This is a genomic window from Flavobacterium sp. FG19 (genome assembly GCF_057809475.1).
In genome coordinates, this window is the sequence record NZ_JBMDKA010000038.1 from 21,967 (window position 1) to 48,143 (window position 26,177).

The 26,177-nt window shown below is 37.0% G+C and carries 19 protein-coding genes; 5 read left to right on the plus strand and 14 right to left on the minus strand.

Features of this window, described 5'->3' with window-relative positions; translation table 11 throughout:
* Positions 1 to 14 precede the first annotated feature (14 nt).
* Entirely contained in the window at positions 15 to 2,612 is a 2,598-nt protein-coding gene (locus ACODST_RS25230) for an alpha/beta hydrolase family protein (protein ID WP_488934866.1), read from the plus strand.
* A 266-nt stretch (positions 2,613 to 2,878) separates the two neighbouring features.
* Positions 2,879 to 5,698 carry a M16 family metallopeptidase gene (locus ACODST_RS25235; protein WP_488934867.1) on the plus strand — a complete coding sequence of 940 codons (2,820 nt, stop codon included), beginning with the start codon at positions 2,879 to 2,881 and terminating at the stop codon, positions 5,696 to 5,698.
* Between the two features lie 145 nt (positions 5,699 to 5,843).
* Here the strand turns inward: ACODST_RS25235 and ACODST_RS25240 are convergent, their stop codons facing one another.
* From ACODST_RS25240 to ACODST_RS25250, 3 genes are all read right to left on the minus strand, one after another.
* On the minus strand, positions 5,844 to 6,968 hold the full coding sequence (locus tag ACODST_RS25240) for a hypothetical protein (RefSeq protein ID WP_488934868.1): 1,125 nt from the start codon (positions 6,966 to 6,968) through the stop codon (positions 5,844 to 5,846).
* A 13-nt stretch (positions 6,969 to 6,981) separates the two neighbouring features.
* Positions 6,982 to 8,634 (minus strand): serine hydrolase domain-containing protein, encoded by a 1,653-nt coding sequence (locus tag ACODST_RS25245; protein ID WP_488934869.1) that lies wholly within the window; start codon positions 8,632 to 8,634, stop codon positions 6,982 to 6,984.
* Between the two features lie 91 nt (positions 8,635 to 8,725).
* Positions 8,726 to 9,532 carry an AraC family transcriptional regulator gene (locus ACODST_RS25250; RefSeq protein WP_488934870.1) on the minus strand — a complete coding sequence of 269 codons (807 nt, stop codon included), beginning with the start codon at positions 9,530 to 9,532 and terminating at the stop codon, positions 8,726 to 8,728.
* 206 nt (positions 9,533 to 9,738) lie between these two features.
* On the opposite strand from ACODST_RS25250, the gene ACODST_RS25255 reads away from it, so the two are divergent.
* Together ACODST_RS25255 and ACODST_RS25260 are read left to right on the plus strand one after the other, a co-directional pair.
* Entirely contained in the window at positions 9,739 to 10,338 is a 600-nt protein-coding gene (locus ACODST_RS25255; protein ID WP_488934871.1) for a biliverdin-producing heme oxygenase, read from the plus strand.
* Positions 10,338 to 12,608, plus strand: a complete 2,271-nt coding sequence (locus ACODST_RS25260; protein WP_488934872.1) for an ATP-binding protein — start codon at positions 10,338 to 10,340, stop codon at positions 12,606 to 12,608. The genes ACODST_RS25255 and ACODST_RS25260 overlap by 1 nt, the downstream gene beginning before the upstream one ends.
* Positions 12,609 to 12,611: 3 nt before the next feature.
* On the opposite strand, the gene ACODST_RS25265 is transcribed toward ACODST_RS25260, so the two are convergent.
* The 11 genes from ACODST_RS25265 to ACODST_RS25315 all read right to left on the minus strand — a co-directional run bounded on the left by ACODST_RS25265 (position 12,612) and on the right by ACODST_RS25315 (position 22,846).
* On the minus strand, positions 12,612 to 14,771 hold the full coding sequence (locus ACODST_RS25265; RefSeq protein WP_488934873.1) for a prolyl oligopeptidase family serine peptidase: 2,160 nt from the start codon (positions 14,769 to 14,771) through the stop codon (positions 12,612 to 12,614).
* Between the two features lie 300 nt (positions 14,772 to 15,071).
* Positions 15,072 to 15,575 carry a 4'-phosphopantetheinyl transferase family protein gene (locus ACODST_RS25270; RefSeq protein ID WP_488934874.1) on the minus strand — a complete coding sequence of 168 codons (504 nt, stop codon included), beginning with the start codon at positions 15,573 to 15,575 and terminating at the stop codon, positions 15,072 to 15,074.
* Positions 15,572 to 15,826 (minus strand): acyl carrier protein, encoded by a 255-nt coding sequence (locus tag ACODST_RS25275; RefSeq protein ID WP_488934875.1) that lies wholly within the window; start codon positions 15,824 to 15,826, stop codon positions 15,572 to 15,574. The genes ACODST_RS25270 and ACODST_RS25275 overlap by 4 nt, the downstream gene beginning before the upstream one ends.
* Positions 15,827 to 15,828: 2 nt before the next feature.
* A complete protein-coding gene (locus tag ACODST_RS25280) occupies positions 15,829 to 17,103 on the minus strand; it encodes a beta-ketoacyl-[acyl-carrier-protein] synthase family protein (RefSeq protein ID WP_488934876.1) in 1,275 nt (424 codons plus the stop codon).
* Positions 17,100 to 17,537: a 3-hydroxyacyl-ACP dehydratase FabZ family protein gene (locus ACODST_RS25285; RefSeq protein ID WP_488934877.1), complete on the minus strand. Its 438-nt coding sequence runs from the start codon at positions 17,535 to 17,537 to the stop codon at positions 17,100 to 17,102. Before ACODST_RS25285 ends, ACODST_RS25280 begins: the two co-directional genes overlap by 4 nt.
* 19 nt (positions 17,538 to 17,556) lie before the next feature.
* On the minus strand, positions 17,557 to 18,609 hold the full coding sequence (locus ACODST_RS25290) for a type III polyketide synthase (protein ID WP_488934878.1): 1,053 nt from the start codon (positions 18,607 to 18,609) through the stop codon (positions 17,557 to 17,559).
* A complete protein-coding gene (locus ACODST_RS25295; RefSeq protein WP_488934879.1) occupies positions 18,606 to 19,319 on the minus strand; it encodes a methyltransferase domain-containing protein in 714 nt (237 codons plus the stop codon). Before ACODST_RS25295 ends, ACODST_RS25290 begins: the two co-directional genes overlap by 4 nt.
* Position 19,320: 1 nt before the next feature.
* The gene (locus ACODST_RS25300; RefSeq protein WP_488934880.1) at positions 19,321 to 20,448 is read right to left on the minus strand and encodes an NAD(P)/FAD-dependent oxidoreductase; all 1,128 of its coding nucleotides are present in this window, start codon (positions 20,446 to 20,448) and stop codon (positions 19,321 to 19,323) included.
* Positions 20,449 to 20,498: 50 nt separating this feature from the next.
* Positions 20,499 to 20,921, minus strand: coding sequence for an MgtC/SapB family protein (locus ACODST_RS25305; protein WP_488934881.1), 423 nt, complete (start codon positions 20,919 to 20,921; stop codon positions 20,499 to 20,501).
* Between the two features lie 180 nt (positions 20,922 to 21,101).
* Positions 21,102 to 21,623: a hypothetical protein gene (locus ACODST_RS25310; protein ID WP_488934882.1), complete on the minus strand. Its 522-nt coding sequence runs from the start codon at positions 21,621 to 21,623 to the stop codon at positions 21,102 to 21,104.
* Between the two features lie 209 nt (positions 21,624 to 21,832).
* The gene (locus ACODST_RS25315; protein WP_488934883.1) at positions 21,833 to 22,846 is read right to left on the minus strand and encodes a hypothetical protein; all 1,014 of its coding nucleotides are present in this window, start codon (positions 22,844 to 22,846) and stop codon (positions 21,833 to 21,835) included.
* A 276-nt stretch (positions 22,847 to 23,122) separates the two neighbouring features.
* Here ACODST_RS25315 and ACODST_RS25320 point away from each other — a divergent pair.
* The coding region (locus ACODST_RS25320) for an alpha/beta hydrolase family protein (RefSeq protein WP_488934884.1) at positions 23,123 to 26,177 on the plus strand (3,055 nt) is incomplete at its 3' end.

Here is a 26,177-nt window from a genome sequence, read left to right on the forward strand (position 1 = left end):
AAAACCAAAAAAATATGAAAAAAGTATTTTTACTATGTACACTCGCTCTGGGTGTACATAGTTTATCAGCACAGAAAAAATCAGTAGACGAAACCGCTTATCAAACGTGGCAGCGAATCAACAATAAAGCATTGTCCTATAACGGAAAATGGATTTCATATAGTACTGTATTTCAGGATGAAGAAAAAGAAAGTAAAAAACAGATTATTATTCAGGAAGCATCAAAAGGAAAACGTCTGGTTCTGAATAATATCAGTGATTTAAAATTCATTGGAAAAAAAGACTGGATTCAGTACAGTGTAAATGACAGTACCGTTTTACAAAATTTAAAGACTGGTGTTAAAAAACTCTGGAAGAGCCCGCATTATACGAATGCTCTTGAAGGAACTGATTTTCTGTATTATACACGTCCTGAAGCACAAAAAGGGGAAATGTTTTTACAGCGTCTGGTTTGCTACAATTTAGAAAGCAATGACAGTACTTTTGTAAGCAATATCAAATCGTCCCGTTTTTTAAAGAACAAATCGATTGTGTATGTTCAGATTGAAAAAGACAAAGTATTTTTAAAACAGGGAATTCCGGGAGGAAAACAGCAGACGGTTTACAGTGGTAATGCAGCTGATTTTGGAGATTTTCAGTTAAACGACAAAGAAAACGGCGGAACTTTTACTTTAAAAGATGCAAACAGCGCTGATTTCAATATGGTTTATTATTTCAATTTGAATACTAATAAAACTCATTTTGTATTCAATTATGATGATATCAATTTGAATAATCCTGATTTTTCTATTTCTAAAGCAGCATACGGATTAAATGAAAACAGCAATTTCATTACGTTATTAGTAAACTCAAACAAACGTCCTGAAAATACTCAGATTGCAAAATCAAACGTTGAAATCTGGAGATCCAATCAGGGAACTATGGAACGCCGGCAAGAGTTATTAAGAAGTTCTAAAACACTTCCAAGCGAGCAGAAATTCCTTTATGATATTACAAACAAAAAAGTAATAAAAGTTGCTTCAACAGGCGAATTTGACCAGATTTTAGTTCCGGAATCCGGGAATTACAAAGGTGTTTTTGCTATCGATAAAAAACCGTATACAGTAGAAGTCGACTGGACTTTTAACGAAAGAAGCGATATTTACTGGATTGATATTGCAACAGGCAGATCAACTAAAATACTAACAGGCGTTTTTGGAGGCATTACATGGAATCCGCAGGGAAGTTTTGCGGTTATGTATGATGAGAAACAAAAGATCTGGACCGTTTTTGATTCGGCAGCAATGCAGTTTAAAAACATCAGTTCACAGATTCCTTTTCCGGTTTCAGATGATAACGTAGACATGAAATCGGCGAATACTGCTTACGGAATTGCGGGCTGGTTAAACAACGGAAATACAGTAGTTTTATACGATCAGTTTGATTTGTGGGCAATTGATCTTACGAATCAGAAAAAAGCTTATTCTCTAAGTCAGGGTTACGGAAGAAAAAATAAAGTGGAACTTCGTTACGGAGAAGAAGGTTTTATTGGCAATCTGGACCAAAAGAAAACCGTTACTTTAACTGGTTTTGATTTCGATCATAAATCGAGAGGAGTTTATCAATTAAACAACAATACTTCTATTACAAAAGTATTTGCCAATACTGCTTATAATGTTCGTATTGAAGCCGTTTCCGGAGATAATTCAAGTGTTTTATTTTCAAAATCCAGTTATACTATTTTTCCGGATTTATGGTGGGGAACGTCTGGTTTTGGATCACAATCTAAAATTACCGATATTAATCCGCAGCAAAAAGAATATGCCTGGGGAACTGCAAAAGTATTGACCTGGAAAACCTTTAACGGAAAGGAAAATCAAGGAAATCTATATCTTCCGGACAACTACGACAGCAAAAAAACATATCCGGTAATTGTTCATTTTTACGAAAAACATACAACTGATTTTAATACGTATCAGCTGCCGGAAGTTAGTTCTTCGAATATTAATATTCCAAGTTATACAAGCAGAGGTTATATCGTATTTCAGCCAGACGTACATTATGTTTACGGAGATGTCGGAAACAGTGTTTACAATGATGTTATGAGCGGTGTTGAATATTTAATCGCAAACGGTATTACTGAAAAAGGTAAAATTGGAATTCAGGGACATAGTTTTGGCGGTTACGAAACTTCTTTCTTAACAACTAAAACCGATCTTTTCAACTGTGCGATTGTAGGTTCCGGAGTAAGCAACTTTACGGCCAACTATCCTGTAATGCGATCAAACGGTATTTCGACCATGTTTAAGTACGAAGCCGATCAGTACCGCATGGGAAGTTCAATGCATGACAATTTAGACGGATATATCAAAAATTCACCTATTTTCTCAGCGAAAAACATCAAAACACCAATTTTGATTTTCCATAATGATAATGACCGTGCCGTGCCGTATCAGGAAGGACAGTCCTTATTCTTTGCGCTTCGTCGTTTAGGAAAGCCTGCTTTATTAGTAAACTACAAAAAAGAAGGACATACTTTAGACGATGCCGGTAACAGAAAAGACTGGACTCTCAAGATGCAGCAGTATTTTGATTACTACTTAAAAGGTTCAGATAAACCAGACTGGATGTAATTCAATTAAAATTATTAAACACATAGAAACATAGATTTTTACTGTTTTTCTTTTCAAGAGCAAAAAAGAAGCTCGCTTCCACACATAGAAAACTATGTGAATTGATACAAGTGAAACGCCTTTTACAGATCTGCTGACTATGTTTCTATGTGTTTCAAAAACTGTTTTTTGAAGGTTTCTTATGAGACCTTCAAAGTAACAGCAGGAATTACTTATATCTTATTTAAACTAAAATTCAATCAAAAAAAGAACAACAACGATCAACGATGAAAACAAAATTAATTGCAGCGCATTTATTATTTCTGGGTTTAACTCAGGTTTCAGCGCAGTTTAAAACTACGATTCCCTTGCGGAAAGAGGTAGTTCATGGTACATTAAACAATGGCATGCAGTATTTTATTCTGCATAACGAATGGCCGAAAGAAAGAGCCGATTTCTATTTTGTACAGAATGTAGGGGCTATTTTAGAAGACGATAACCAGAACGGACTGGCCCATTTCCTGGAACATATGGCTTTTAACGGAACCGAACATTTTAAGGGAAAAGGCATTATCAATATGCTGTCTAAACACGGAGTTACCTTCGGGCGTGATATTAATGCGTATACATCACATGATGAAACCGTTTATAACATAAGTAACGTTCCGGTAAAAAATCCTGTTTTATTAGATTCCTGTTTGTATGTACTGCACGACTGGTCCGGCTTTTTATCTTTAAAAGATGCCGAGATTGATGCCGAAAGAGGGGTAATCCATGAAGAATGGCGTACCAGAAGAAATGCTGATTTAAGAATTGGAACACAATTGGAACCTGTCATTTACAACGGTTCGAAATATGCCAAAAGAGACGTTTTGGGCGATATGGACCTTATTGATCATTTCAAATACAAACAATTAAGAGATTACTATAAAAAGTGGTACCTGCCAAACCATCAGGCAGTGGTGATTGTGGGTGATATTGATCCGGCCCGAATAGAACAGCAGGTAAAAAAAATAATGGGTTCTATTCCTATGCCTTCAAATGCGGCAGAACGTACTTATGAGGCTGTTCCGGATAACGATAAACTGATGTACAAACTGGCTTTGGATAAAGAAGCACAAAAGACATCTATTACTTTTAACTTCAGAAAAAACAAACCGCTTGTACAGGATGCTGCTGAGTTTGAAAACAGTATAGGAGAGCAGTTAGCCCTGCAGATGATGAACAATCGTTTTAGGGAATATATTGTAAACAGTGAAACGGCTTTATTATCAGCAGGAGTAAGCCATTCCGGTTTTACCCGTTTATCGTCGTTATTCAGTTTAACAGTAAATCCTAAAAACGGAAGACTGCTGGAAGCTTTTGAGCAGGCCTATACAGAATACGAACGTGCGCTTCAGACTGGTTTTACGAAAGAAGAACTGGACCGTGTAAAAGAAAATATGCGTACCGGTTATGAAAACCAGTTAAAAAATAAAGACAAAATCAGCAATGAAAACTGGGCTTCACAGCTGCAGAATTACTATCTGGAAGCTTCGCCTGTAATGAGTTTAGAGGAGGAAGTAGAATTTGTAAAAGGAATTTTAACAAAGCTGGATGTCAATCAGATTAACAAAATTTTCCGTGCCCTGCCAACCTCTAAAAATCAGGTATTAACTGTTTCAGGACCTGAAAAAGAAAATGTTGCCTATCCGTCAGAGTCTGATTATACCGGAGTTATGACTAAAGTACAGGGACAAAAACTGGAGCCTTATACTGAAACCATAGCCAATACAGCTTTGGTAAGCGATAAACTGACGGTAAAACCGGTTTCTAAAAAGTTTGAAATCAAAGGAATCAAAGAAGCCAAAGGTTATGTTTTAGAAAACGGGGCAAAAGTGATTATTTACCCAACTACCTTAGCACAGGATCAGATATTGTTTGCTGCTTTTAGTCCGGGTGGAGTTTCAGTATTACCGGAAAAGGACCTGGCTTCTTCTCAGATCGCAGCCGTTCTAGCCAAAAATTCAGGATTAGGTGATTTTAAAGTGACCGATCTGCAAAAACAGCTTTCTGGGAAAACTGTAAAAGTAGGACCTTTTATCTCAGAACACTACGAAGGCTTTAACGGAAGCGCTGTAAAAAAGGATTTAGAAACGTTATTGCAGCTGACGTATTTGTATTTTAAAAATCCAAGATTTGAAACTCAGGCTTACAAACGAATTATAGATTATTACAGCAATGCGCTTGAAAATGTAAACGAAAACAACAATAAGATATTTGGAGACAGTATTGCCCTGTTAGACAGTAATCACAGTAAACGTACGTATCTTTTAAGTAAAGAAAACCTTGCCGAGCTGAAATTTGACGAGGCTTCCAGAATTTACAAAGAACGTATTTCCAATGCTTCTGATTTTACTTTTGTATTTGTTGGCAATATTGCCGAAAGCGATCTTCAAATCATTAATACATATTTAGGAAATTTAGCCGGAAACCAGACGCAGGAAAAGTTCATCGATCATAAAATTGGTCCGGCAAAAGGCTTTTCAAAAGCAAAACTGCTAAGAGAAATGAGCGTGCCTAAAACCAGTATTTATGTACATCTTGAAAACCGAAACGCTGTCTTTTCAGAGAAAAACCAGCTTATGGCTTATATGTTATCGCAGTTGCTGGACAAGCGTTATTTAGACAAGATCAGAGAAGATGAGGGGGGAAGTTACGGTGTACAGACACAAAGTTCATTGTCTAAAAACCCGGCTCCTGTTTTTTCTTTAGTAGTAACGTTTGACTGTAATCCGGAAAAAGATACCAAACTGCTTCAGATTGTGTATGATGAACTGGAAACGATTGTGAAAAAAGAAGTTTCAGAAAAAGACCTTTCTGATATAAAAGAAGATCTGGTAAAAAGCAATCAGCAGAACATCAAATCGAATTCCTACTGGATGAACATTATTATCGATCAGTTAAAAACAGGAGATAAGTTTGTGAGCAGCAGTGATTATGAAAAACTGATAAAAAGTATTTCAGTAAAAGACATTCAGAAATATGCCGGAGAAGTACTGACTAAAGCAGATAAAGTAGAAGTTTTAATGCAGCCAAAATCAGGCGATACAGCTGCAAAACAATAGATACCAAACCAAGAACGGCAATTCTTCACTTTAATTTTAATAGTCTCTGGAAAAGAAAAACTTACGTTTCTTTTTAAATTTGAATTAGTTATAGAATTTGTAGACTAGGAAGAGCTGTTTTGCCGAACAGCTCTTTTCTTTTTTATCAGCCTTCACTATAAGGATCGTTCCAGAGCGCATTAGGTTTCAGATATAGGATATTGTCCTGAAAATCCAGAATGGTATTGAATCTTTTTAAAACTTCGTTCCCTAAAATATGTGTTTTAAACCGGGCCGGATTGCCTGCAGCGAGCAATTGTACCGGCACATCTTCAAGACATAAACCAGCAAAACAGAGCTTCTCATTTTTTACAGTCAGTACCGGAATTTCTTCCCCTTTTCCGTTTTTCATAATGACCTTTTTCAGCACCGGAAGACTTTCTTTAGGATACTGCTGTTCCTTTACCAGCTGAGGATCGAGCATTACCGTTCGCTGGTAGCCGTTGTCAAAAAGGAAACGCCCTTTGTAAGAGGTGTTTTTTATTTTCAAAGCGCCCTGAATGCAAAATAAAGTATTACTGTATTCCAGATTTAGTTTAAGATATTTTCTATCTGTTTTGGGTTTAACAGAATGAACAATAAAAAGCCTTTTCCCGTAATCAATTTCTACAATTTTACCATCAAATAAATTCCATCCAAAACGTCCCACAGTTCCCTGGCCCGAAAGTTCTGTTGGATAAATACGCTGGTTTTTCCAGACCTGGCTGCCCAGCTGGAAAGTATGCCCGTTAAGACTTTTTAGTTTCAGTTTGTTCAGGACCTCATTAGTCAGTAGAAAATCTGTAGTGCCCGAATCGAATTTTAAATACAGAGTTTCGTTATCATCCAGAACCACTTTAAAAATAAGGTTGTTATAGTCCGAAAGTACAAAAGGAATGGTATCGTGTATTTCCGGTTTTAGTTTCGAAAAGTTTTGCAGTGCCGGACATTCAATACGGGTATAACAGCTGTCTTTTCCGTTTAAAAGAACCATGAAATCAAAATGTTTCCCCGGTTTTAAGGTTATATTCAAAGAGTCCTGATTGGTATAAAAAGTAACTGTTTTTCCGTTAGGGCTTTTACTAGTAAGATAAACATCCGGTTTTATTTCAGCATCCAGATGCCATTGCGATTTTTCTTCGGTACCTTCTTTAATAAAGGCTGTTTTAGACGAAGCGCTTATTACAGGAATTTTAGTCTGGGCGTGACCAATCTGTAAAACGGCCAGCATCAGGAAGAATAGTACTTTCATATTTATTTGATTTTTAGAGGTTCAAAACAGCAGGAAGAATATAATTTGTCATCATTTTTTTAACCTGCGGATGCGCATAAGACTGGTTATAAGCCGTTGCTGTAACAACAATAACAAACGGAATATTTTGAAAAACATATACTTTGTTACCTCCGTTACCGCTGCAGGCATAAGCTTCGTAAGTTTTACCGTTTATTTCAAAAATTTCGCGCCAGAATAAATACCCATAACCACTGTGATTTTCATTTTTAGGAAAATAATTGGAAAACGATTTTTCTACCCAGCTTTTAGGTAAAACCTGTTTTCCGTTCCATTTTCCTTTGTTCTGGTAAAGTTGTCCGTATTTGGCAAGTTCAAGTGTTTCCAGGCCTAAACCTCCGGCTGTATTGGCTACTTTTTGCGGCGTATACTGCCATTGGTAATGTTTAATTCCTAAAGGCTGAAACAGCTTTTTATTGGCATACGCTTCAAGTCCGCCCGGAACTTTCTGGTTCAGTACATCGCCAATAACAACAACTCCGGCGGTAAAATAATCCCATTGTTTTCCGTTTTTCTTTTTAGGATCGACAGGCAGGTCGAGAGCAAATTTGACCCAGTTATCTGTAGGGTACATGTTTTCTTCATTTCCTGGTGAATCCGAATCCTGATCAGAACCTTCAAAAAGAGAACTCATCGTGAGCAGGTCTTTTAATTTCACGCTGTCTTTTACAGCAGTATAATGATCGTAATTTTTCAGGTTGTAAAACTGGCCGAGGGTCTGGTTTTCATCTTTTAAATACCCTTCTTTTACAGCGATTCCTGTCATGGTAGAAGCAAACGATTTACCAACGGAACGGGTATCGTGAAGTGTTTCCCTTTGAGTTCCGTTAAAATATTCTTCCAACAGTAGTTTGTTGTTTTTAATAACGGCAATACTGGTAATATTTTTAAAACGTTTCTGCTCAATCCGGGTGTTCATTTCCTCAATCAGTTTGGAATTAAAAGTATCGTGGGAAAGTGCCCAGCCGCTTCCTTCAGTTATAGCCTGAATGGCAGTCTGCTGTTCTGTTAACTCCAATATGGGAGTTGTAAAAGTGATTTGACCTTCAGCTATTAAATCTCCCGTTTTAATACCGTTTTCTGTTTTTATATAAGGACGAATTGCTATTTTCAACAGATGTTTTCCGCCAAAAAGCGCTTCGTCTCCGCCATTACCGTAATAAAAACGTCCCCACATATAACGTCCCCAGTTGTCTTCATTTGTGAGGCTGATCAAAGGAACCCTGAAAGTAGTCCACTGTCTTTTGGCTGTTACGGTTCCGGCTCCTGTATGCAGGTTCTCGGTATAAACCAGCTTATCATCTACAGAAAAAGTAAACTGAAAATTACCTTTTTTAAGCAGGTCTTCGGCACTGATTTCCGGTGCGAGTTTGTGAAGGTAATTGATCAGTGAGTTTTTTAGAAAAATACGAATGTCGAGGGCATTGCCTTCTTTAAGTTCAAAAGAGCTGATAAAGTTTTCCTCTTTTAATTCTTCGATGGAATAGTTTTTTGCCAGAAAAGCAATTTTTCCGCCATACGCTTCCTGAAGTTTGTTTTTGGGTTCGTCCGGCTCTACGATATTTTGTGCTGATAAAGCAGTTATCTTCATGCAGAAAGCTAAAACCCCAATTATAAATAATCTCATGTTTTTGTTTTTAAATGAATGATAAAACTACAAATACCTAAAACGAAAGTATAGAATAAAATTAACATCCGGGAAGCCTTTTTTAATCGGATTAAAAAATCAGTTTACGATAACCGGCAGGGGTGATGCCCATATTTTCTTTAAAACATCTGTTAAAATGGCTTTGGTCAGCAAAACCGTTTTCCAGTGCTACTTCAACCAGCGAATTGCGATGATCGGCTAGCATGCCCAGTGCTTTTTTAACTTTTATTTTACGGATATATTCGCCCAGTGAACAGCCGAAATATTTGGGAAAATAACGGGAAAGATGAACTGGATGGATGTCTAAAATTTTTGCCAGAAGAGAAAGAGAGAAATCATCATGAACCTGCTCATGAAGAAGCTCTTTTAAAGGTTTGACCCATGAAGGAACAGAGCGTTCCGTTATTTTATTCTGACTGTTGATTCGTTCCAATACCTCAATTACTAAAGCATTCATAGCCAGAGAAACCAGCGGGTCATTTGTTTTACTTTCTTTGAAAAGTTTGTAAAACAACAATTGTATTTCGGGATCTTTAACCGAAATGCTTCCCAGTACATGTTCGATATTCAGGTTGTAACCCTGAAACCAGTTTCGGTCTATTTCAATATGAAAGCCTCTTGTAAATCCAGGTGGTTTTATATTATAATGCGCATCATCCCAATTATGAAACAAAAGACTGCCTTTGGAACAATGGTAGATTTCTTTTTTATTGCCTTCCAGTACACCGCCCTGAAGTATAAAAGTGAAGTAGGGATTTTCATGATAGTGCCAGTCTACTTTATCATGAGTATAGACAGTATCTGTAATGGTTAAGCCTTCCAGCTTTATGATACTGTTAGTGTCACCAAAAAACTGACCTGTACTTAAAACCTTCATGAGTTTGATTTGACTTTTTAGCTTTTGCAATTTAGTAAAAAAGAACTTATGAATATCCTGATGAGCGGATTTGCAGTTTTTTTGTTTTTTAAAATACAGATGACGGGCGTAAATATTAGGTCGCTGAATTTTTTTCTCTAAATTTGCTTAGAGAGAAATTATAAACTGAATTTGATATTCCTGCCTAAACTGCTAAAATAACTACTATGAATCCCCATGCAACTTCTTTATCCTCCCATTTTCTTACTGACCTTAAAACGCAGACAACTGATGCTCATACCAGACTGGAGACGCTTCCGGTTTCGGCTTCTATTTTGTCACCGGATATGACTCTCGATGCCTATGCCCATTATTTAAGTTTAATGCATGACGTTCATAAAAATACCGAAGAAGTTATTTTTCCGCTGCTTTCAGGAATTATTGATGATTTGGATCAAAGAAAGAAGAAACAGCTTATAGAAGGCGATCTTTCTTACCTTAATTATAACAAAACAGTTTCAGAACAGGTATTTGCTCAGACAGCGTTTTCAATACCTTTTGCACTGGGTGTATTTTATGTTATTGAAGGATCAAGCCTTGGCGGAAGATTTATATTAAAGAATATCACTACGGTTTCAGGACTGGATAACGGTAATGGAGTCTCTTATTTTAACGGATATGGAGACAAAACCGGAAGTTTTTGGAAATCGTTTTTAAATGTGCTTTCAGAATATGAACAAAATAACAACTGCGGAGAGGAAATAATAAAAGGGGCTGTATATGCTTTTGATAGTATTTACAATCATTTTGGGAGTGCAGAAAAATAATGAAGATAAAAGATATAGTTAACCGTGATATTGTTACACTGACCAACTGCGAACATGAACCCATTCATATTCCCGGAAGTATTCAGCCGCACGGTTTTTTAATTGGTCTAACGGCTGGCTGGAAAATAGATTTTTGCACAGCCAATATTTCTTCATTTATAGAGGTTGCTCATACTGATGTTTTAGGAAAAGCCCTGGCAGATGTTTTTGGCTCTGAAGCAGAGAAAGAGATTTTTGATTATATAAATGAAGATACGGTTCAGGATGTTTTTCCGCTTGAGATCGATCTGCTCGGAAAACCTTTTCAAATCAGTATTCATAAAAATGATGCGGTCTATATTCTGGAAGCAGAGCCTCAGTTTCCCGGAAAAGAAAAACTGGCCGATGTTTATACACAGACGATTCAGTTTGTGACCCAGATGAACAACACCAAATCGTTAAAAGATTTGTGTGCACTGGTAGCACAGGGAACCCGCGAAATAACGGGTTATGACCGTGTGATGATTTATCGTTTTGATGAACAATACAACGGCGAAGTGTTTGCTGAGAACTGCAGGGAAGACCTGGAGCCTTTTTTGGGCCTGCATTATCCGCATACCGATATTCCGGTGCAGGCAAGGGAACTGTATATTAAAAACCAGCTGAGACTTATTGTAGATATCGATTATCAGCCGGTGCCTGTTTTTACTATTGACGATAAAGAAAATAAAAACCTTGATTTAAGTCTTTCAATTCTTAGAAGTACCTCTCCCATTCATGTAGAGTATCTAAAAAACATGGGCGTTGGGGCAACACTGACCATTTCACTGATTCACCATGGCAGGTTATGGGGATTGATAGCGTGTCATCATTATTCTAAAAAGAATATATCGCCGGAAATTAGACTGGCAGCAAAGCTTCAGGGGCAGTTTATCACTTCACAGATTGATATACGCCAGTCCAATGATGAAAATGATAATGCTCAGAAAACCTCTTTGGCGCTGGAACAGTTAACGGCTCTTGACCTCCCTTTTCTCGAAAAATCACTGGAAACGATTATTGCAGCCCCTCAGTTACTGGATATCTGTAATGCGGCAGGAGTTTCTGTTGTAACCAGAGATAAAATATATAAAAACGGTCTGACACCGGAAGAGGACCAGATCAGGTTTTTGGCAGACTATATTCAAAATCAAAAGGTTCAGGAGGTATTTACGACCAATAAAATAATGGAGCATTTACCGGAAGCTGCACAGAATTTTAATTTTGCCGGCATTATTTACCATTCGCTGGAAAATAACGATTATATTATTTGGTACAGACCCGAAACTATATCAGAAATTAACTGGGGCGGTGATCCTCAAAAAAGTATTGTAAAAGACAGTACCGGTCTTCATCCGAGAAATTCATTTAATATCTGGAAACAGATCGTAAAAGACCAAAGCAGTATCTGGCGTCCTTATGAAATCAATACAGCCGTTCAGTATGCCCATGCGCTGCATAAACATTTGATTATGATTATGCTGAGTGAGGAGGAGGAAAAGTACAGAACACAGAGCGAAATCCTGAAAGAAACCAATCTGGAACTTGAAAATATCAACTGGATCAGTACACATGATCTGCAGGAACCGCTTCGGAAAATCCAGCTGATTACATCCAAAATGCTTCTGGAACTGGATGTTATACCCACCGAATCGATTTTTAATTCGTTAGAGCGGGTTTCAAAGTCAGCTGGCAGGATGAGAGGTTTACTGGAAGATATTTTAAAATATACCCGGATAAAAAATACCGCAGATGCCCTTCAGAAAACCGATTTGAATGAAATTCTCGGAGTAACGACGGAAGAGATGAGGGAAGCCATTACGGACTGTAATGCCATAATTGAATCCGAAAATCTTCCGGAAGTCTATGCGATTCCTTTTTTAATGCGTCAGCTGTTTTCTAATATTCTGCAGAATTCCTTCAAATATGCCTCGCCGGACAGGTTTCCGGTAATTAAAATTACGGCTTCTCAGGAACCTGTTTTAATACAGGATTTATATAAAGTATACTGCCACTGGGTTCGTTTTTCAGACAACGGTATTGGTTTTGAACAGCAGTATGCCGAATCTATTTTTAAGGTTTTTACAAGACTTCATAATCAGGAGCAATATACAGGTTCTGGTATCGGACTGGCACTCTGTAAAAAAATTATGCAGACATTAGGCGGTGATATCCATGCTCAGGGAAGGCCGGGAGAGGGGACGGATATAACTCTTTATTTCCCATGTGATCCTGAGGATTCGCTTTTATAGGTTTTATTCTTTTAATTTATAATCAGGATGTCCCAGCTGCCAGTAAAAAAAGGCATATAAATCGGTTAACTGATCATTCTCTTTGTCTGAGGATACATCTTTTCCATGTCCGCTTTCAGTATCTACATTTAACAAAACAGGATTATTGCCAGATTGACAAGCCTGAAGTTTTGCAGCAAATTTAGCAGGGATCCAGGATACAACTCTTGGATCATTACCGCCGGAATTTAGTAAAACTGCGGGATACTTTGTTCCTTTTTTCAGATGATGGTAAGCATCCATTTCCAGCAGTGCTTCAAATTCTTCCTTGTTTTCAACGGTTCCAAATTCTTTTACATTATTAGGGCCATTGGGCGATTTTTCGGATCGAACCATATTTAGAGAGCCTACATCAATAACGGCTGCTTTGAATAAATCAGGTCTTTCGGTAATAGCTCTTCCTATTAAGATGCCGCCCGCACTTGCACCTTCTGCACCCAGATATTCGGGAGAGGTATATTTTTCCTGAATTAAATATTCAGCAGTTGTGATAAAATCCTTCCATGTATTTGGTTTGGTCTTTTTATAACCGCCTTTATACCAGGAGTCTCCTTTTTCTCCGCCTCCTCTTACATGTGTGCGTACCAGAATTCCTCCGTCCAGTACCCAAAGTAAATTTTGTGGTGAAAAATAGGCATCATTTGAGATTCCGTACGATCCGTATCCATCCATAATCACCCTGTTTTTACCATTTTTAATAAGCCCTTTTTTGTGAATAATTGTTAGAGGCAGATCTAACCCGTCAGGTGTTTTTATTTCTGTTTCTTCGACAACAATGTTTTTATATTCAGAATAATCTGGTTCTATTCGAAAATCTTCAGGTTTTAAAGTATTGGTTTTAAGGTCATATTTGTATCTTTTTCTATTTTGGGTCCAGCCCGAACATGAAATCCAGATATCCGAAAAATCTTCATTTATGGTCTGCATGTAAATTTTCCCTGCAGGTACGGGAAGCTTTATTTTTTTATAATTTTTTCCATGAAGTGAATAAAAATTAGCCGTTACGCCATTTTTTACAGTAGTAAAGAAAAACCCGTCTTTTGTTTTCACAATATCATCTATAATTTCATTCTTCAGCTGTGGAATTATGACTTCGGGAGTTGAAAAATCAGGAGTTGTGATTGAAGTTTTATACAATTGATTTTTATCGTTTTTCTCAGAGATAAATAGAATATCATCTCCATCAGTAATGAAGGCCTGAATTTTATCTTCTTTTTTAAAGAAAGGTTTCCAGATTACCTTATCCTCATAAAGATTGGTTACTCTTGCATAATAATGATCATGATAGGAAGTGGCACCGCCAATTCGCCCGAAGATATAGTTATTAAATTTTTGAGGGATTTTGACAATAGGAAAATCGGATCTGTTTAATTTCAGTTCCGGGTCTTTTGCCATTGAAAAGATGTCTTTTGCAGTATCAGGGCTGCTGCCCGCGCGATACACCACAGATCTGGTATTCATTATAAAATCATCAGATTTCATATCTGTATTAGGAATATAAACATAGGTAATTCCGGAATTGTCCGGCAGCCATTTTATGCCGCCTATTCCGCCTGGCCAGGTATTGGTAATAATCTGTGGCAGAGCCCTTCTTTCTGCCACATCATAAATAATAATTTCAGAAATTTCTTTTCCTCCCTCAGTAAGGGCAATAGCCACTTTAGAACCGTCACTGGCAGGGATATAGTAACTTATTACGTATTCTTTACCGCTTTCAGGTTTAAAATCTTTAGGATCATAAAGTAACTGCTCATCTCCCTGCAGTCCATTTTTATAGTATAGTTTTCTATAAGTGTCTGTATTGTGAATTTTGGTGTAAAAGTAAGCGCCATTTGCAGTAATATTAATACCTCCGTAACTGTATTCTGTTTTTTTGTCAATGTTCTGCACTCTTTCCAGAAACTTATTTCTGCCGGAAATATTTTTTAAGATTTTCTGAGCATAAGCCGTCTGATTTTTTATCCAGTCAATAACAGCCGGATCTTCCAGATTTTCTAAATTTCGATATTGATCGGTAATTTCAATTCCGTGATAAACATCTACTGCGGAAACAGAGGGAGCCGGAGACTGAGCAGCTGCAATTACAGAACAGGTGAGGGCAGAGAGGAGTATAATTTTTTTCAATTGGTTCAGTTTAAACGGGGTGGATTTTACTTTTTTTTGTTAAGCATAAAAAGTCCGAAGAAGACTTTTAAAGTACGTGACTGCATTATTTTATTAATGATCATGACGGCAGTGCTTTTTGTCTTATAAATTCCGCAAAAGGAGAGAAGAAATGGTAAAGAAGAAGAAGGGAAAATTTATAAGAAATCATACATAGTGCTTTCTGGCAAATGTAAAAATCCTGATAGAATAATCGTAATAAACCTGCTGTTTTATACAATAATAAAAGCAAAAATCTTTACAGCCTATTCAGGGGCATGATCAGCGCTGTATTGTAACGCATTTTTCGTAACGGCCATGATGACTCACCGAGGCATCCCGTAAAGTATTAGAAAAGACATCAAATTGATACGGAATGCCGTAGACATCTTTAATAATGTCTTTTTTTTCGATTTCGATTACGGTATCAAGATCTTTAATGTTTCTGACTGCTATTGTATGCAGGCTGTCGTCTGCCAGATTCGTTTTGGTATAGTATACCTCATTATCCAGGCTGACTTTTCCTGCACTGTATTTCTGATCTTCGATAAGTAGAGAGCAGATTAGTTTTTGCGGTATATAGGCTCTTATTTGGGTCTGCCGGTTATAGATTTTATAAGCGGCTTCTTTCATGCTCCAGAGCAGCCAGACCATTTTTTCGGGATTATCGCTCTGCACAATCAAAAGCTGTTCCTGTGCCGTGAAAAGTTTTTCCAGAAAACCGTTTCGTTTCCAGTTGCTTTCCCGGCGTGCCTTCAAAAGGTCTATCACATCGTTACCAATCATTTAGCCTCTAGTTTTGTTTCAATGATTTCGACTGCTGTTTTTACATCCAGCATACGTTCCATATCAGTATTGTCAATTACAATATCAAAAGTTTCTTCAATATCGAGTACTATATCAACGAGATTTGCTGAGTTGATATTCAGGTCGTTAATAAAATCAGTTTCTTCCGTAAGGTTTTCATAAGCTTCTGCATTGGCAGCATATGGTTTTATGATTGTTTTTAACTTTTCTATGAGTTCTTGCTTTTCCATAATTAATTTTCGAATTTTTTGAATAGTATACAGGCATTTACATCACCAAAACCAAAGCTGGCTTTGGCTATTATTTTGGGATTATTATAGATAGTCTGCTGGGGTACTCTGGAGGAATCGATAAGAGCCGTGATTTCCGGATGCAGGTCAGAACAGTTGGTGTTTCCAAATATAAAACCTTCATAAAGCTGCAGTACGGCTGCTACGCTTTCGATGCTTCCGGCAGCACTTAAACAATGTCCGGTTAGGCTTTTTAAAGAATTGATATACGGGAAATGATTTCCTTTCAGGTTAAGGGCTTTTGTCCAGTTTTCAATTTCAAGACTGTCTTTGGTTGTGGCCGTCAGATGTCCGTTTATGGCGTCAATATCTTCAGGCAGTACATCTGAATTACGAAGGGCATTTACAATACAGCGCTGTACGGCATCGCTGTTAGGAGCGGTCATACTGCCGCTGCCGCGTTGTCCTCCTGAATTTACATCGCCGCCTAATATTTCGGCGTAAATAACAGCATTTCTTTCTAAAGCCGTTTCCAGATCTTCAAGAACCAGTGCTCCGGCACCGCTTCCGGGAACAAATCCGGCTGCTGAGGCGCTCATTGGTCGTGAACCCTGTTCAGGGGCTTGATTGTATTTGGCACTGCAGACTCTCAGGGCATCAAACCCGCCCCAGATATAAGGACCGCTGTCGCCGGTACTTCCTGCAAGAATACGTTTTGCTTTTCCGGACTGAATACGGTCATAAGCCATAATTAAGGCCTCTGTTCCTGTTGAACAGGCGGAGGAATTGGTGGTAACCTGATTGCCTAATCCGAGTTTACCGCCAAGATAAGCACTTACACCGCTGTTCATGGTTTGCGCCACTACGGTGCTTCCGAGCCTGCGGGTCTGGAGTTCGTCTATTTTATAAATACTTTCCCTGAATTTGTCAATTCCTGATGTACCGGAGCCAAATATGGTACCGCTGTCCCAATCCGGCTGGTTATTATTTTCTATAGAAAGTCTGGCATTTTTCCAGGCTTCCAGACCCGCAATAACACCGTACAGAATACCGGTACTGTTAAATCCTCTTAGTTCCAGTTCTGTAAAATTATGCGATTTTAATTCGTCTGATATTTCAGGTTCTCCGGCAATCTGACAGGAAAACTGCAGTTCCTCCAGACGGACATCATGGCGAATACCCGAAATACCGTTTTTTAAAGCCCTGGTAAAAGCCGGAATACCGGTACCATTTGGGGCCACGACGCCAAGACCTGTTATTACTACGCGTTTTTTCATAATTTAGTAGTTATCATTCCGGATAGGATGCCTCTGCAGACTTCCAGACCCGTTTCATTTTTCATGACTACATTACATTTTAGTTTTCCAAACCTGAAGAATATTTTTTCAGAAGTTACCGTGACTTTTTCATTAGGATATACCGGTTTTAAAAACTGCATATCAGCAGAGGTAAACGCTACTACTGTATCTTTGGTAAACTGATCGCCAAGCAGGTAAATACCAAAACAGACCAGTCCAATCTGGGCCATAGTTTCGGTCAGGATTACTCCAGGAGTTACGGGATTATTCTTAAAATGTCCTTTGTAAAAATCGTGGTTTTCTTTAAAAAAATACGTTCCGGTAACACCATTTTCATCGGCCTGAAGTAATTCGTCGACAAATAAAAAAGGTTCACTGTAAGGAAGCTGTGCTGTAATAGAGGTTAAGTCCATATTGTTTTTTATAAAATAATTACCATTGCAGCAGGACACGCTGCGCCGAGAAACCGGGACCAAAACTAAGCATAAGTCCTTTTTCGCCCGGTTTTGGATTTTGATCCATAATTCGTTCTAAAACATAAAGTACTGTGGCACTTGACATATTGCCGTACTGCCGTAATACTTCTTTGGTGTCGTTGATATTTTTTCCTAATCCCGAAAAAAGGGATTCAACGGTATTGACTATTTTTTTACCGCCCGGATGGAAAATCATATGGTCCAGATCTTTTATTTCTAAATTGTTCTTTTGCAGAAAAGGATGAATGATCGCATCAAAATGGGAAGCAATGGTATCCGGAACTTCTATATCCAGAATCATCTGCAGTCCGCTGTTGGTTAGTTTAAAACCCATCATATGTTCAGCATCATAAAAATGGTACATTTCTTCATCGACAACTTCCGGTCCTTTGTCTTCTTCATAAGAAGATAAAAGACAGCAGGCTGCGCCGTCTCCGAAAATTGCTGCACTCACAATATTAGGCATTGAAAAATCATTCAGCTGAAATGTGGCGGTAGAGGATTCTACGGCTATAACAGCGGCCCGTTTTCCGGGATTGGCTTTTAAAAAGTTTTTGGCATATACAATACCCGAGATACCGGCAGCGCAGCCCATTTCTGTTACAGGAAGACGTACAATATCCTGTCTGAGCTTCATTTTATTGATCAGATAAGCGTCTAATGACGGAATCATAATTCCGGTACAGCTTACCGTAATAATATAATCAATGGAAAGCGGATCCCAGCCTGTTTTCTGCAGCGCTTTTTCGAGTACTTTACTGCCCAGAACGATCATTTCCCGGCTGTATATATCATTTTTTTCTTCAAAGGAAGAGGCAGTAAAAACTTCTGCAGGATCCATTACAGAATAACGCTGGTCTACAGAAGCGCCTTCGAATATTTTTTTTACTTTTTTTATAAAACGTTCTTCCTGTCCCTGAAGCCATATGTCTACAAAGGGCAGGATTTCTTCAGTGCTGCGGGAATACTGAGGGAGTTCTTTTACGGCGGTTACTATTTTTACACTCATACTTTTGCAATTATCCATTGGTAACGGAACGCCCATTTCCAGTTTATGGTATAGTTTTTTAAATTTAGTTTTTCAGAAAAATTTTCGAGTTCTTTTCTCTTAAATCCTCTTAAAATTGAAATCAGACCGTCTTTACGGGACATGGGTTTGAGATTAAAAATGAAGCATATTATTTTGAAGAGATGGTAAGCCATTCGGCTTCTGTGCAGGTCGTTTACAATGACTCCCAAAGCTGCATTACTATGAAAAGAAGTCATAATATCTGCGATCTGCTGGTTGTTAAAATGATGTAAAGTCAGAGTACATAATGCAATGTCGTATTGCAGACGGGTAAATTCATCACTAAAAATATCCAGGCATTTGTATTCGATATTAGGGAAATCAGCCGACAGTGTTCTGGCATATTCGATCGTAAAAGCATTGGCATCGATGCCAATCAGCTGAAAATTGAGATTGTGTTTTTTTCCGTAATCGGCCAGTACCCGGAGCATATCGCCATTGCCGCAGCCTATGTCGGCTATTAAAACAGGCTGTGAAATATCGGCTTTTTGAAGCAGCTGCTTTAATCCGTGAAGTGTCAGTCTGTTTCCTCCTAACAGCTTATTGATAGAAGCAATCTGGTCAAGAGCATCTGCAAGTTCTTTACCTTCCAGTAAAAAATCGTCCATGATTTCACTTTCTTCCGTTCTATATTGGGTGTTTAGCTTCATTTTATTGAATAGTTACCACTTTTCCGTGTGTTTGTTTGATTATAGCTTTTAGTAAAGACGGAACAACAACAGCTGCTGACATCATTAAAGAGGTAATGGTTGGATTGGTCAGGGCTTTTGCCAGAATCCGGCCCATCCATAATCTTCTTCCAAAGTGTTTTTTCCATTCTGCCGCATACAATTGTTCCAGTGAAGGGCGGTTTTTTATTTTTCCGGCGTAAAAATCCAGTATCAGTTCAGAGGCTGTTTTAGCACTGTGAATTGCCATCGCCATCCCATTGCCGCACATAGGATGAATAAGACCGGCCGTATCTCCAATCATTAAAATATGGTTTTCAACGGGCTGTTTTTTATCAAATGAGATCTGGCTGATGGTGAGCGGTTTTTCGAAGACAGGAGTACAGTTTTCAAAAATATGCCGGAGTTTTTTATTTTTATACAACACGGCTTTCTGATAATCCTCTATATTTTTATACTTTTTAAAAGTGTCATAATGAGCCAGATAACAGATATTAATGATTCCGTTTTCAACTTTAGAAACTCCGCAGTAACCGCCTTCAAAATTATGAAGGGCCACAAGATGATCATCGAAACGGCCTTTATAATGCCCTTTTACAGCCAGCCATGGAGATTTTTTAGCTATAAAGTCTCGTGACAGCTGCTGGTCTAAAGAAGAACGTTTGCCATAAGCTCCCAATACCATTTTGGCTGTAAAATGCTGTTCTGAGGTCGAAACGCTAAATTGATCTTCTTTAAAGGTAATAGTGTCTACAGATGCTTTTACTACTGTACAGCCATTTTCTATGGCTTTTAATAACAAAAAATGATCAAGAGTATAACGACTCACGCCAAATCCGCCCAGAGGGAGACTGGTTTTTACTGTTTTATTATTTCGAGAGCTGAACTCAAAATCAGAGATAAGGACGGGATTTAATTCAGAAACATTTACTCCCAGCCATTTTAGATACGGCAGAATTTCATTAGAGATGTATTCGCCGCAGACCTTATGTCTGGGATATTCTGCTTTTTCGATCAAAATTACCTTCAGGTCTTTTTTCGATAAATGCAGGGCAGCTGCCAGTCCGGCAAGACCGCCTCCTATAATAAGCACATCCCAATTTGTTCCCATACTACCAATTTAGGAATAAAAATTTAAATATACTTTATAATTTTAGCTGTCTATTTTCTATTTCTCATCCATTTTTCAACAGGTTCCAGTACCGTATTTACAATGGTTACCAGAAAGGTGCATATCAGCGCTTCTGCAAAATAACCGGAAGCTGCAATACAGCCAATAGCCGCACTGCACCATATGGTGGCGGCTGAGTTAAGACCGTGAACATTGGTTCCTTCCCTGAATATAACCCCGGCACCCAGGAATCCAACTCCCATAACTACCTGAGCAGTGATACGGGTTACATCTATATTGGGATTTCCTGCTGCCACTTTGATGGATAATAATACAAAGGTGGCTGCCCCGGTGGCTACCAGCATATTGGTTTTTAAACCGGTTTCTTTATGGTGCCACTGTCTTTCAAAACCTATGATTAAGCCGGCAAACAAAGCAATAGACAGCCGCGTAAAAAATTCTGTTGTAGTCAAAATAATGCAGGTTTTTATATAATTATCATTTGAAATAAATTAACAGTAATAAATATAAAAATATTATTTGAAATGCAGAGGTGTTTTAGCATTTGTGAGACAGCTCTCTTTTGATGACCAATAGACATAAAAAATAAACCGATTGTAATAACCGGTTTATTTTACATTTTTGCTTTTGGGCTATCTTCTGTAACCTTTAAAATCCCATCGGTAACCTATTCTGATGAAACCGCTGAATTTGGTTTCCGGTTTCCATCTGAAGATTTCCTGATCATTTCGTTTGTCAATAGTAGCCCGGAGTCCCATAAAAAAGTGATCGGTGAGTTTATAGTCTATTCCACCTTCCAGTCCGTAGTTTATTCTGAAGGCACCTTCACCGCCTCTGTTTACTTTGGCCACCCGTATTCCGGAGTAATAACGCATTCTTTCGTACAGACCCGAAGTAAAGTTTAGCCCGACTGCTGCGTGAATATCGCGATATCCTCCTGTTAAGGCAGCAAAATTTTCGATTCCTGCTTTGGCATAAATTAAACCTGAATATTCAATTTCTCCAACAAAATCAACTCCGCCTTCTTTTACAGAGCTGGTGGGATCAATTGAAGTACTTACGGTAAAAAATTCCTGATGATTTATTCTAAAACCGTTTTGAGCCATTAAAGTATTGGCAAGGAGTAATAATAGTGGTATTATTGTCTTTTGCATTAGTTCTTATTCGTTAAAAATTAGTGTTAATTGTTTTTAACTAATTAGTAATTAGTGGATTAAATTCTAATGCAAAGTTAGGTTCGGGCTTTTCGGTGAATGCCCGGAATAAGACTTAAAAAGACCATTATAAGACAGGAATCAGGCTTTTTATAAAAAACAAAAGAGCTGTCCATGGACAGCTCTTTTGTTTTGAAACGGAATCAGACCTATTGCAGATCGGGATTTTGAAATTCAATTGTACTCAAATTAATGGTGTCATTGGGTTCAGAATTCATTTCATGGGTTATTTCTATTTCATCATCAGATATAAATTTAACTGTTCTATGGCATCCTGATGCACAAGATTCTACTATAATAGGGAAATACAATTCTTTATTCTTGTCGTATCCAATAACATTGTTTCTGAAGTAAGTGACAATTTTGTAATTATCATTTTCAGTAACCTGATCTTTGTCGTAAAGTCCGGTGTACTCAAACAGGTTTTCTTTGTAATAAGTACTTTTTACAGGATTAGACAAGGAACGGTTATCCCGATACCATTTTTGTTCGTAATTCCTGTAGAAGTTAATGTCTTTCTCTTCTTCTGACGGATTGTAAACCCATTTGCTGGTGTAGGCAAACTGGTATAATTCTTTTTTTATTACCGGATCTGCGTCCAGACTTTTGTTTGGTAGGAATTCACCATCGATACATTCTTTACATCTCAAAGTAGCTTCTCCTTTGTATAGTAACGTATAGGATTGTAAAGTTTTAGTATTAAACATGATAAAATTTACAAGGAATTCCGGATCTCCGTTTCCTTTTGGTGATTCCAGTAAAGCAAACAGAAAATAATCCGTATCTCTGATTTTTTTTCGTAAGGAATTTTTCCCATCGACTTCAATATAATAAAACTCATCCGTAAGCAGGGTTTCTTTTTGAAGGAGTTTTAAGCTGTTATTGTCTCTTTTGTACTTTAAAACCGTAATCACATTTTTGTCGCCTCTTAGAAAAAAATCATTGTCATCACTGGCTTCGCTGCCCATTATTTTAATGATTTCAGAATTATCAGGATTACTAAATGAGAATAAAACAGCGGTTCTGACAGCATCTCTTTTGGAATTGGAGAGCGTATCTGCTTTTTTGGGCCCGGAATCCGTTTTCTTAGGATCATTTTTACAGGAATAAAAAATAGGGAAGGCGGCAAGAATAATGATTGTTTTTTTGAAGATGTTTTTCAAGCGGGCGGGTTTTTAAGTTTATGGGAAAGATAGAGTTTTTTTGTTTAATTAAGTTTTAAGAATCGAAAAGTATTCTTTTTTTTACCATAGATTAATTTATAATCGAGAAAAAAAAAATAATTTTTTAATAGATAAAATTTTATTAATTTTTGTTAAATAAAAGAAGAAAAATTATTATAATTGCAAGATACTTCTTATTTTAAACGATAACAAACACATGATAGTTTAGTTTGTGGATTGTTCTAAAATATATGCCAAAAATTAAAACTTTTCTCTATGGTAATCAATCGAACCTGTTTAAAAAAAATCTTTACATTTTATTTTTTATTGTTTTTTATTTATGGTCAGTCTCAAGATGCTGAATATGTAAAGGGACTATCTCAAAAAATTATCGTTCCCTCGCCCTCTGTTTATGAGTTTTCTAAATTTGGGAGTATCCCGATAAATGGAAGTACCGGAGCTTTTAACTATAATATTCCCGTCTATACAATTGAATCAGGCGATATAACCCTTCCGGTTTCTATTGGATACTCAAGCAATGGAGTTTTGATAGATGCTCTTTCGGGAACTTTGGGAACAAATTGGAACTTAAGTGCAGGAGGTGTTATTTCGAGAGTAGTTAGGGATTATCCTGATGAATCAGCCGGACCTGATGGAAGGTTGTATTTTTCTAATGATACTTTTAATATCCAGGATCATGTAGAAGATATTCAAGATATTGCCAGAAATCTGAGTTACAGGTCATTTTTTGATGGTGAGCAAGACACATTTTCTTTTAATGTCAATGGTATTTCTGGAAGTTTTTATTTTGATAAAAATCTTGTACCTCATGTCAGTAGTGAACAAACTCTAAAAATTATTTTTGAAACGGTTAATGGGGTTTCGAAATTTACCTTAATTGATGAAAAAGGATACAAATACTTGTTTGGTGGAAATACTAATTCCATTGAAACTACATTAAATTATAATCAATGTGATAATGTTCAAAGTATAAGTGCTGTTACGGGGTGGTTTCTTACAGAAATTATCTCTCCAAGAAATAATTCCGTTACTTTTTCATATGCAGCAAATGATCACTACTATAGTAATAACCTTTCTGTAAGTGCATCAGCTCAGGACACTTGTGGATATGAAGTTGTTTCCAATAATGGGATAAGTGAAATTAATGCAATCCCGCTTTTAACAACTACTCAGATTAATAACTGTTTAAATTCCAATACTATAAATTCAAAGGTGATATCGTCTATTAACTTTCAGAATAACTCAGTGGTATTTAACTATAATTTGCAAAGGCAGGACGGAGGCGGAAAGTCATTAAAAGAAATAAAAGTTCTTAGAAATACGGAGTTAGTTAAACAAATAGATTTTACTTATGAAACCCTTGCAGCAAGAATTACACCATTAAATTCTGTTATTAATACTGTTGGAGAATCAGGTGTCAATTACAGAATGTTCTTAAAAAATATAACATTTAAAGGGAATTTAAGTTCCACAAACTACGAAAAGTATTCATTTGATTACTACTCCCCGGATCAGTTACCAGCCAGATTGAGCTATTCAAAAGATAAATTTGGCTTTAATAATGGTTCAACGAATACAAGTGGATTTAGTAATAAAACACTATCAGCAACATCAATAAATAATCTGGATGTTCCTTTTCCTGCTATGACTGCCAATAACGACGTAAACCCATCTTCTGTCTATTATGGTATGTTAAGTAAAATAACGTACCCAACGGGTGGATTTACTGAAATTGTATATGAGCCAAATAAAAGCACTAAAATGTCAGAAACAAAGGTTCCTCTCAATTATACTTTAGGGGTAGTTAAATATTGTGATTCAAATGTAGCTCCAGTTACAGGAACTTTTGAGTTTGTATCCAATGGTCTTCCTATAAACTTTGAAGCAATTGGAGCTCTTCAGGGGCCTGCCTGCGGTACCGGCTCAACAAACAATAAGTATAATATTAAAGTGTATAAGAATAACCAGATCATATTAAATCTTGATACCACGTATGGGATTCCATTAAATACTAATCCAGCTAAAACCTGTATGAGTACCTGGTCATCTACCTATGCAAACGAACCTATTTGTACAACAGCTGGGAGTACTTATAAGATAACAATGACTTTAGAAAAAGGAGGTGTTTATGGCAGTGTTAAGATTAAATATAATGGTGATTTTGTTGAAGAAACCATTTATGGAGCAGGAGCGAGGGTAAAAGAGATAACTGATTTTACAAATGCAGTAAGTTATAATAAGAGAAAAATCTATTACAACAAGTTAGAGGATTATTTGTCAAATAAAACGACTATGCAGCATAACTTTGAACCTCAGTATAATAAAAATAGTAATATAGTAATATGGTGTCCAATCTTTAACAGTATGCGTCTTCCTGAATGTACTGAATATTCACCCAGTCTTGTTTATAATTATTCGATATCTTCAAATCCAATCAATTCTGGATATTTAAGCCGTCAACCTATTAATTATTCAGCTGTAACAGAAGTACTGGAGAATAATGGTATTAAAAATGGGGCTATCGAAAGGATATTTGCTCCAAGCCCTAATTCTCCGGCAAGATTGTATAACGGAACAGATATTTATGCTGATACTCCTGATAATTCCGGTGAGTTAATGAATGATAAGATTATAGAAGAAACAATTTATGATGACTTAAATCAAGTTAAGAATAAAAAAATATTTGAATATATAGTATTCGATAATAATTATCTCACGGCTATTAAAGCCAGAAGAAACTACGTTTTCCCGTTAGATGAACTAGGATATCCTGATGCATATACCAAGGTATGTGTTGATCCCACTACCTTTTTTCCAAAACTTTATAATTATTCTGTCTGGGGATATAAAAATTATTATGGAATTGTCAAATTGGCTAATTTGACGGAAACTAATTATTTTATAGATAATAATCTTGTTACTACCACTGCAAACGTATATGGTGATCAGCCTTTTTATCAGCTAAAATCATCTTCAATTACCAATTCTCAAAACGAAAACCTTAAAACGGAGTATAAATATCCACATGATTTAATAGGTGTTGAACAAACACCATTTATGCAGCAATTAGTAGATGCTTACAGGGTAAGTGAACCAGTTATTGTAAAAACATTTAATAGTGCGGTCAGATTATCAGAGAGACATGCTAAATATGATAAATCTATCCTTACAGGAAATCTTTTGTTGCCTAAAGAAGTGTATACTAATAAAGGAAGTACAGATATTAATATATTAAATTCTACAGACAGAAAATTTACCTATGATCAGTACGACGACAAAGGCAATATCCTTCAGTACACTTTAGAAAACG

Bases quoted from the DNA above. Each gene is read 5' to 3' on its own strand.
- ACODST_RS25230 (WP_488934866.1), top strand. From the start codon at position 15: ATGAAAAAAGTATTTTTACTATGTACACTCGCTCTGGGTGTACATAGT.
- ACODST_RS25235 (WP_488934867.1), top strand. From the start codon at position 2,879: ATGAAAACAAAATTAATTGCAGCGCATTTATTATTTCTGGGTTTAACT.
- ACODST_RS25240 (WP_488934868.1), bottom strand. From the start codon at position 6,968: ATGAAAGTACTATTCTTCCTGATGCTGGCCGTTTTACAGATTGGTCAC.
- ACODST_RS25245 (WP_488934869.1), bottom strand. From the start codon at position 8,634: ATGAGATTATTTATAATTGGGGTTTTAGCTTTCTGCATGAAGATAACT.
- ACODST_RS25250 (WP_488934870.1), bottom strand. From the start codon at position 9,532: ATGAAGGTTTTAAGTACAGGTCAGTTTTTTGGTGACACTAACAGTATC.
- ACODST_RS25255 (WP_488934871.1), top strand. From the start codon at position 9,739: ATGAATCCCCATGCAACTTCTTTATCCTCCCATTTTCTTACTGACCTT.
- ACODST_RS25260 (WP_488934872.1), top strand. From the start codon at position 10,338: ATGAAGATAAAAGATATAGTTAACCGTGATATTGTTACACTGACCAAC.
- ACODST_RS25270 (WP_488934874.1), bottom strand. From the start codon at position 15,575: ATGATTGGTAACGATGTGATAGACCTTTTGAAGGCACGCCGGGAAAGC.
- ACODST_RS25275 (WP_488934875.1), bottom strand. From the start codon at position 15,826: ATGGAAAAGCAAGAACTCATAGAAAAGTTAAAAACAATCATAAAACCA.
- ACODST_RS25280 (WP_488934876.1), bottom strand. From the start codon at position 17,103: ATGAAAAAACGCGTAGTAATAACAGGTCTTGGCGTCGTGGCCCCAAAT.
- ACODST_RS25285 (WP_488934877.1), bottom strand. From the start codon at position 17,537: ATGGACTTAACCTCTATTACAGCACAGCTTCCTTACAGTGAACCTTTT.
- ACODST_RS25290 (WP_488934878.1), bottom strand. From the start codon at position 18,609: ATGAGTGTAAAAATAGTAACCGCCGTAAAAGAACTCCCTCAGTATTCC.
- ACODST_RS25295 (WP_488934879.1), bottom strand. From the start codon at position 19,319: ATGAAGCTAAACACCCAATATAGAACGGAAGAAAGTGAAATCATGGAC.
- ACODST_RS25300 (WP_488934880.1), bottom strand. From the start codon at position 20,448: ATGGGAACAAATTGGGATGTGCTTATTATAGGAGGCGGTCTTGCCGGA.
- ACODST_RS25310 (WP_488934882.1), bottom strand. From the start codon at position 21,623: ATGCAAAAGACAATAATACCACTATTATTACTCCTTGCCAATACTTTA.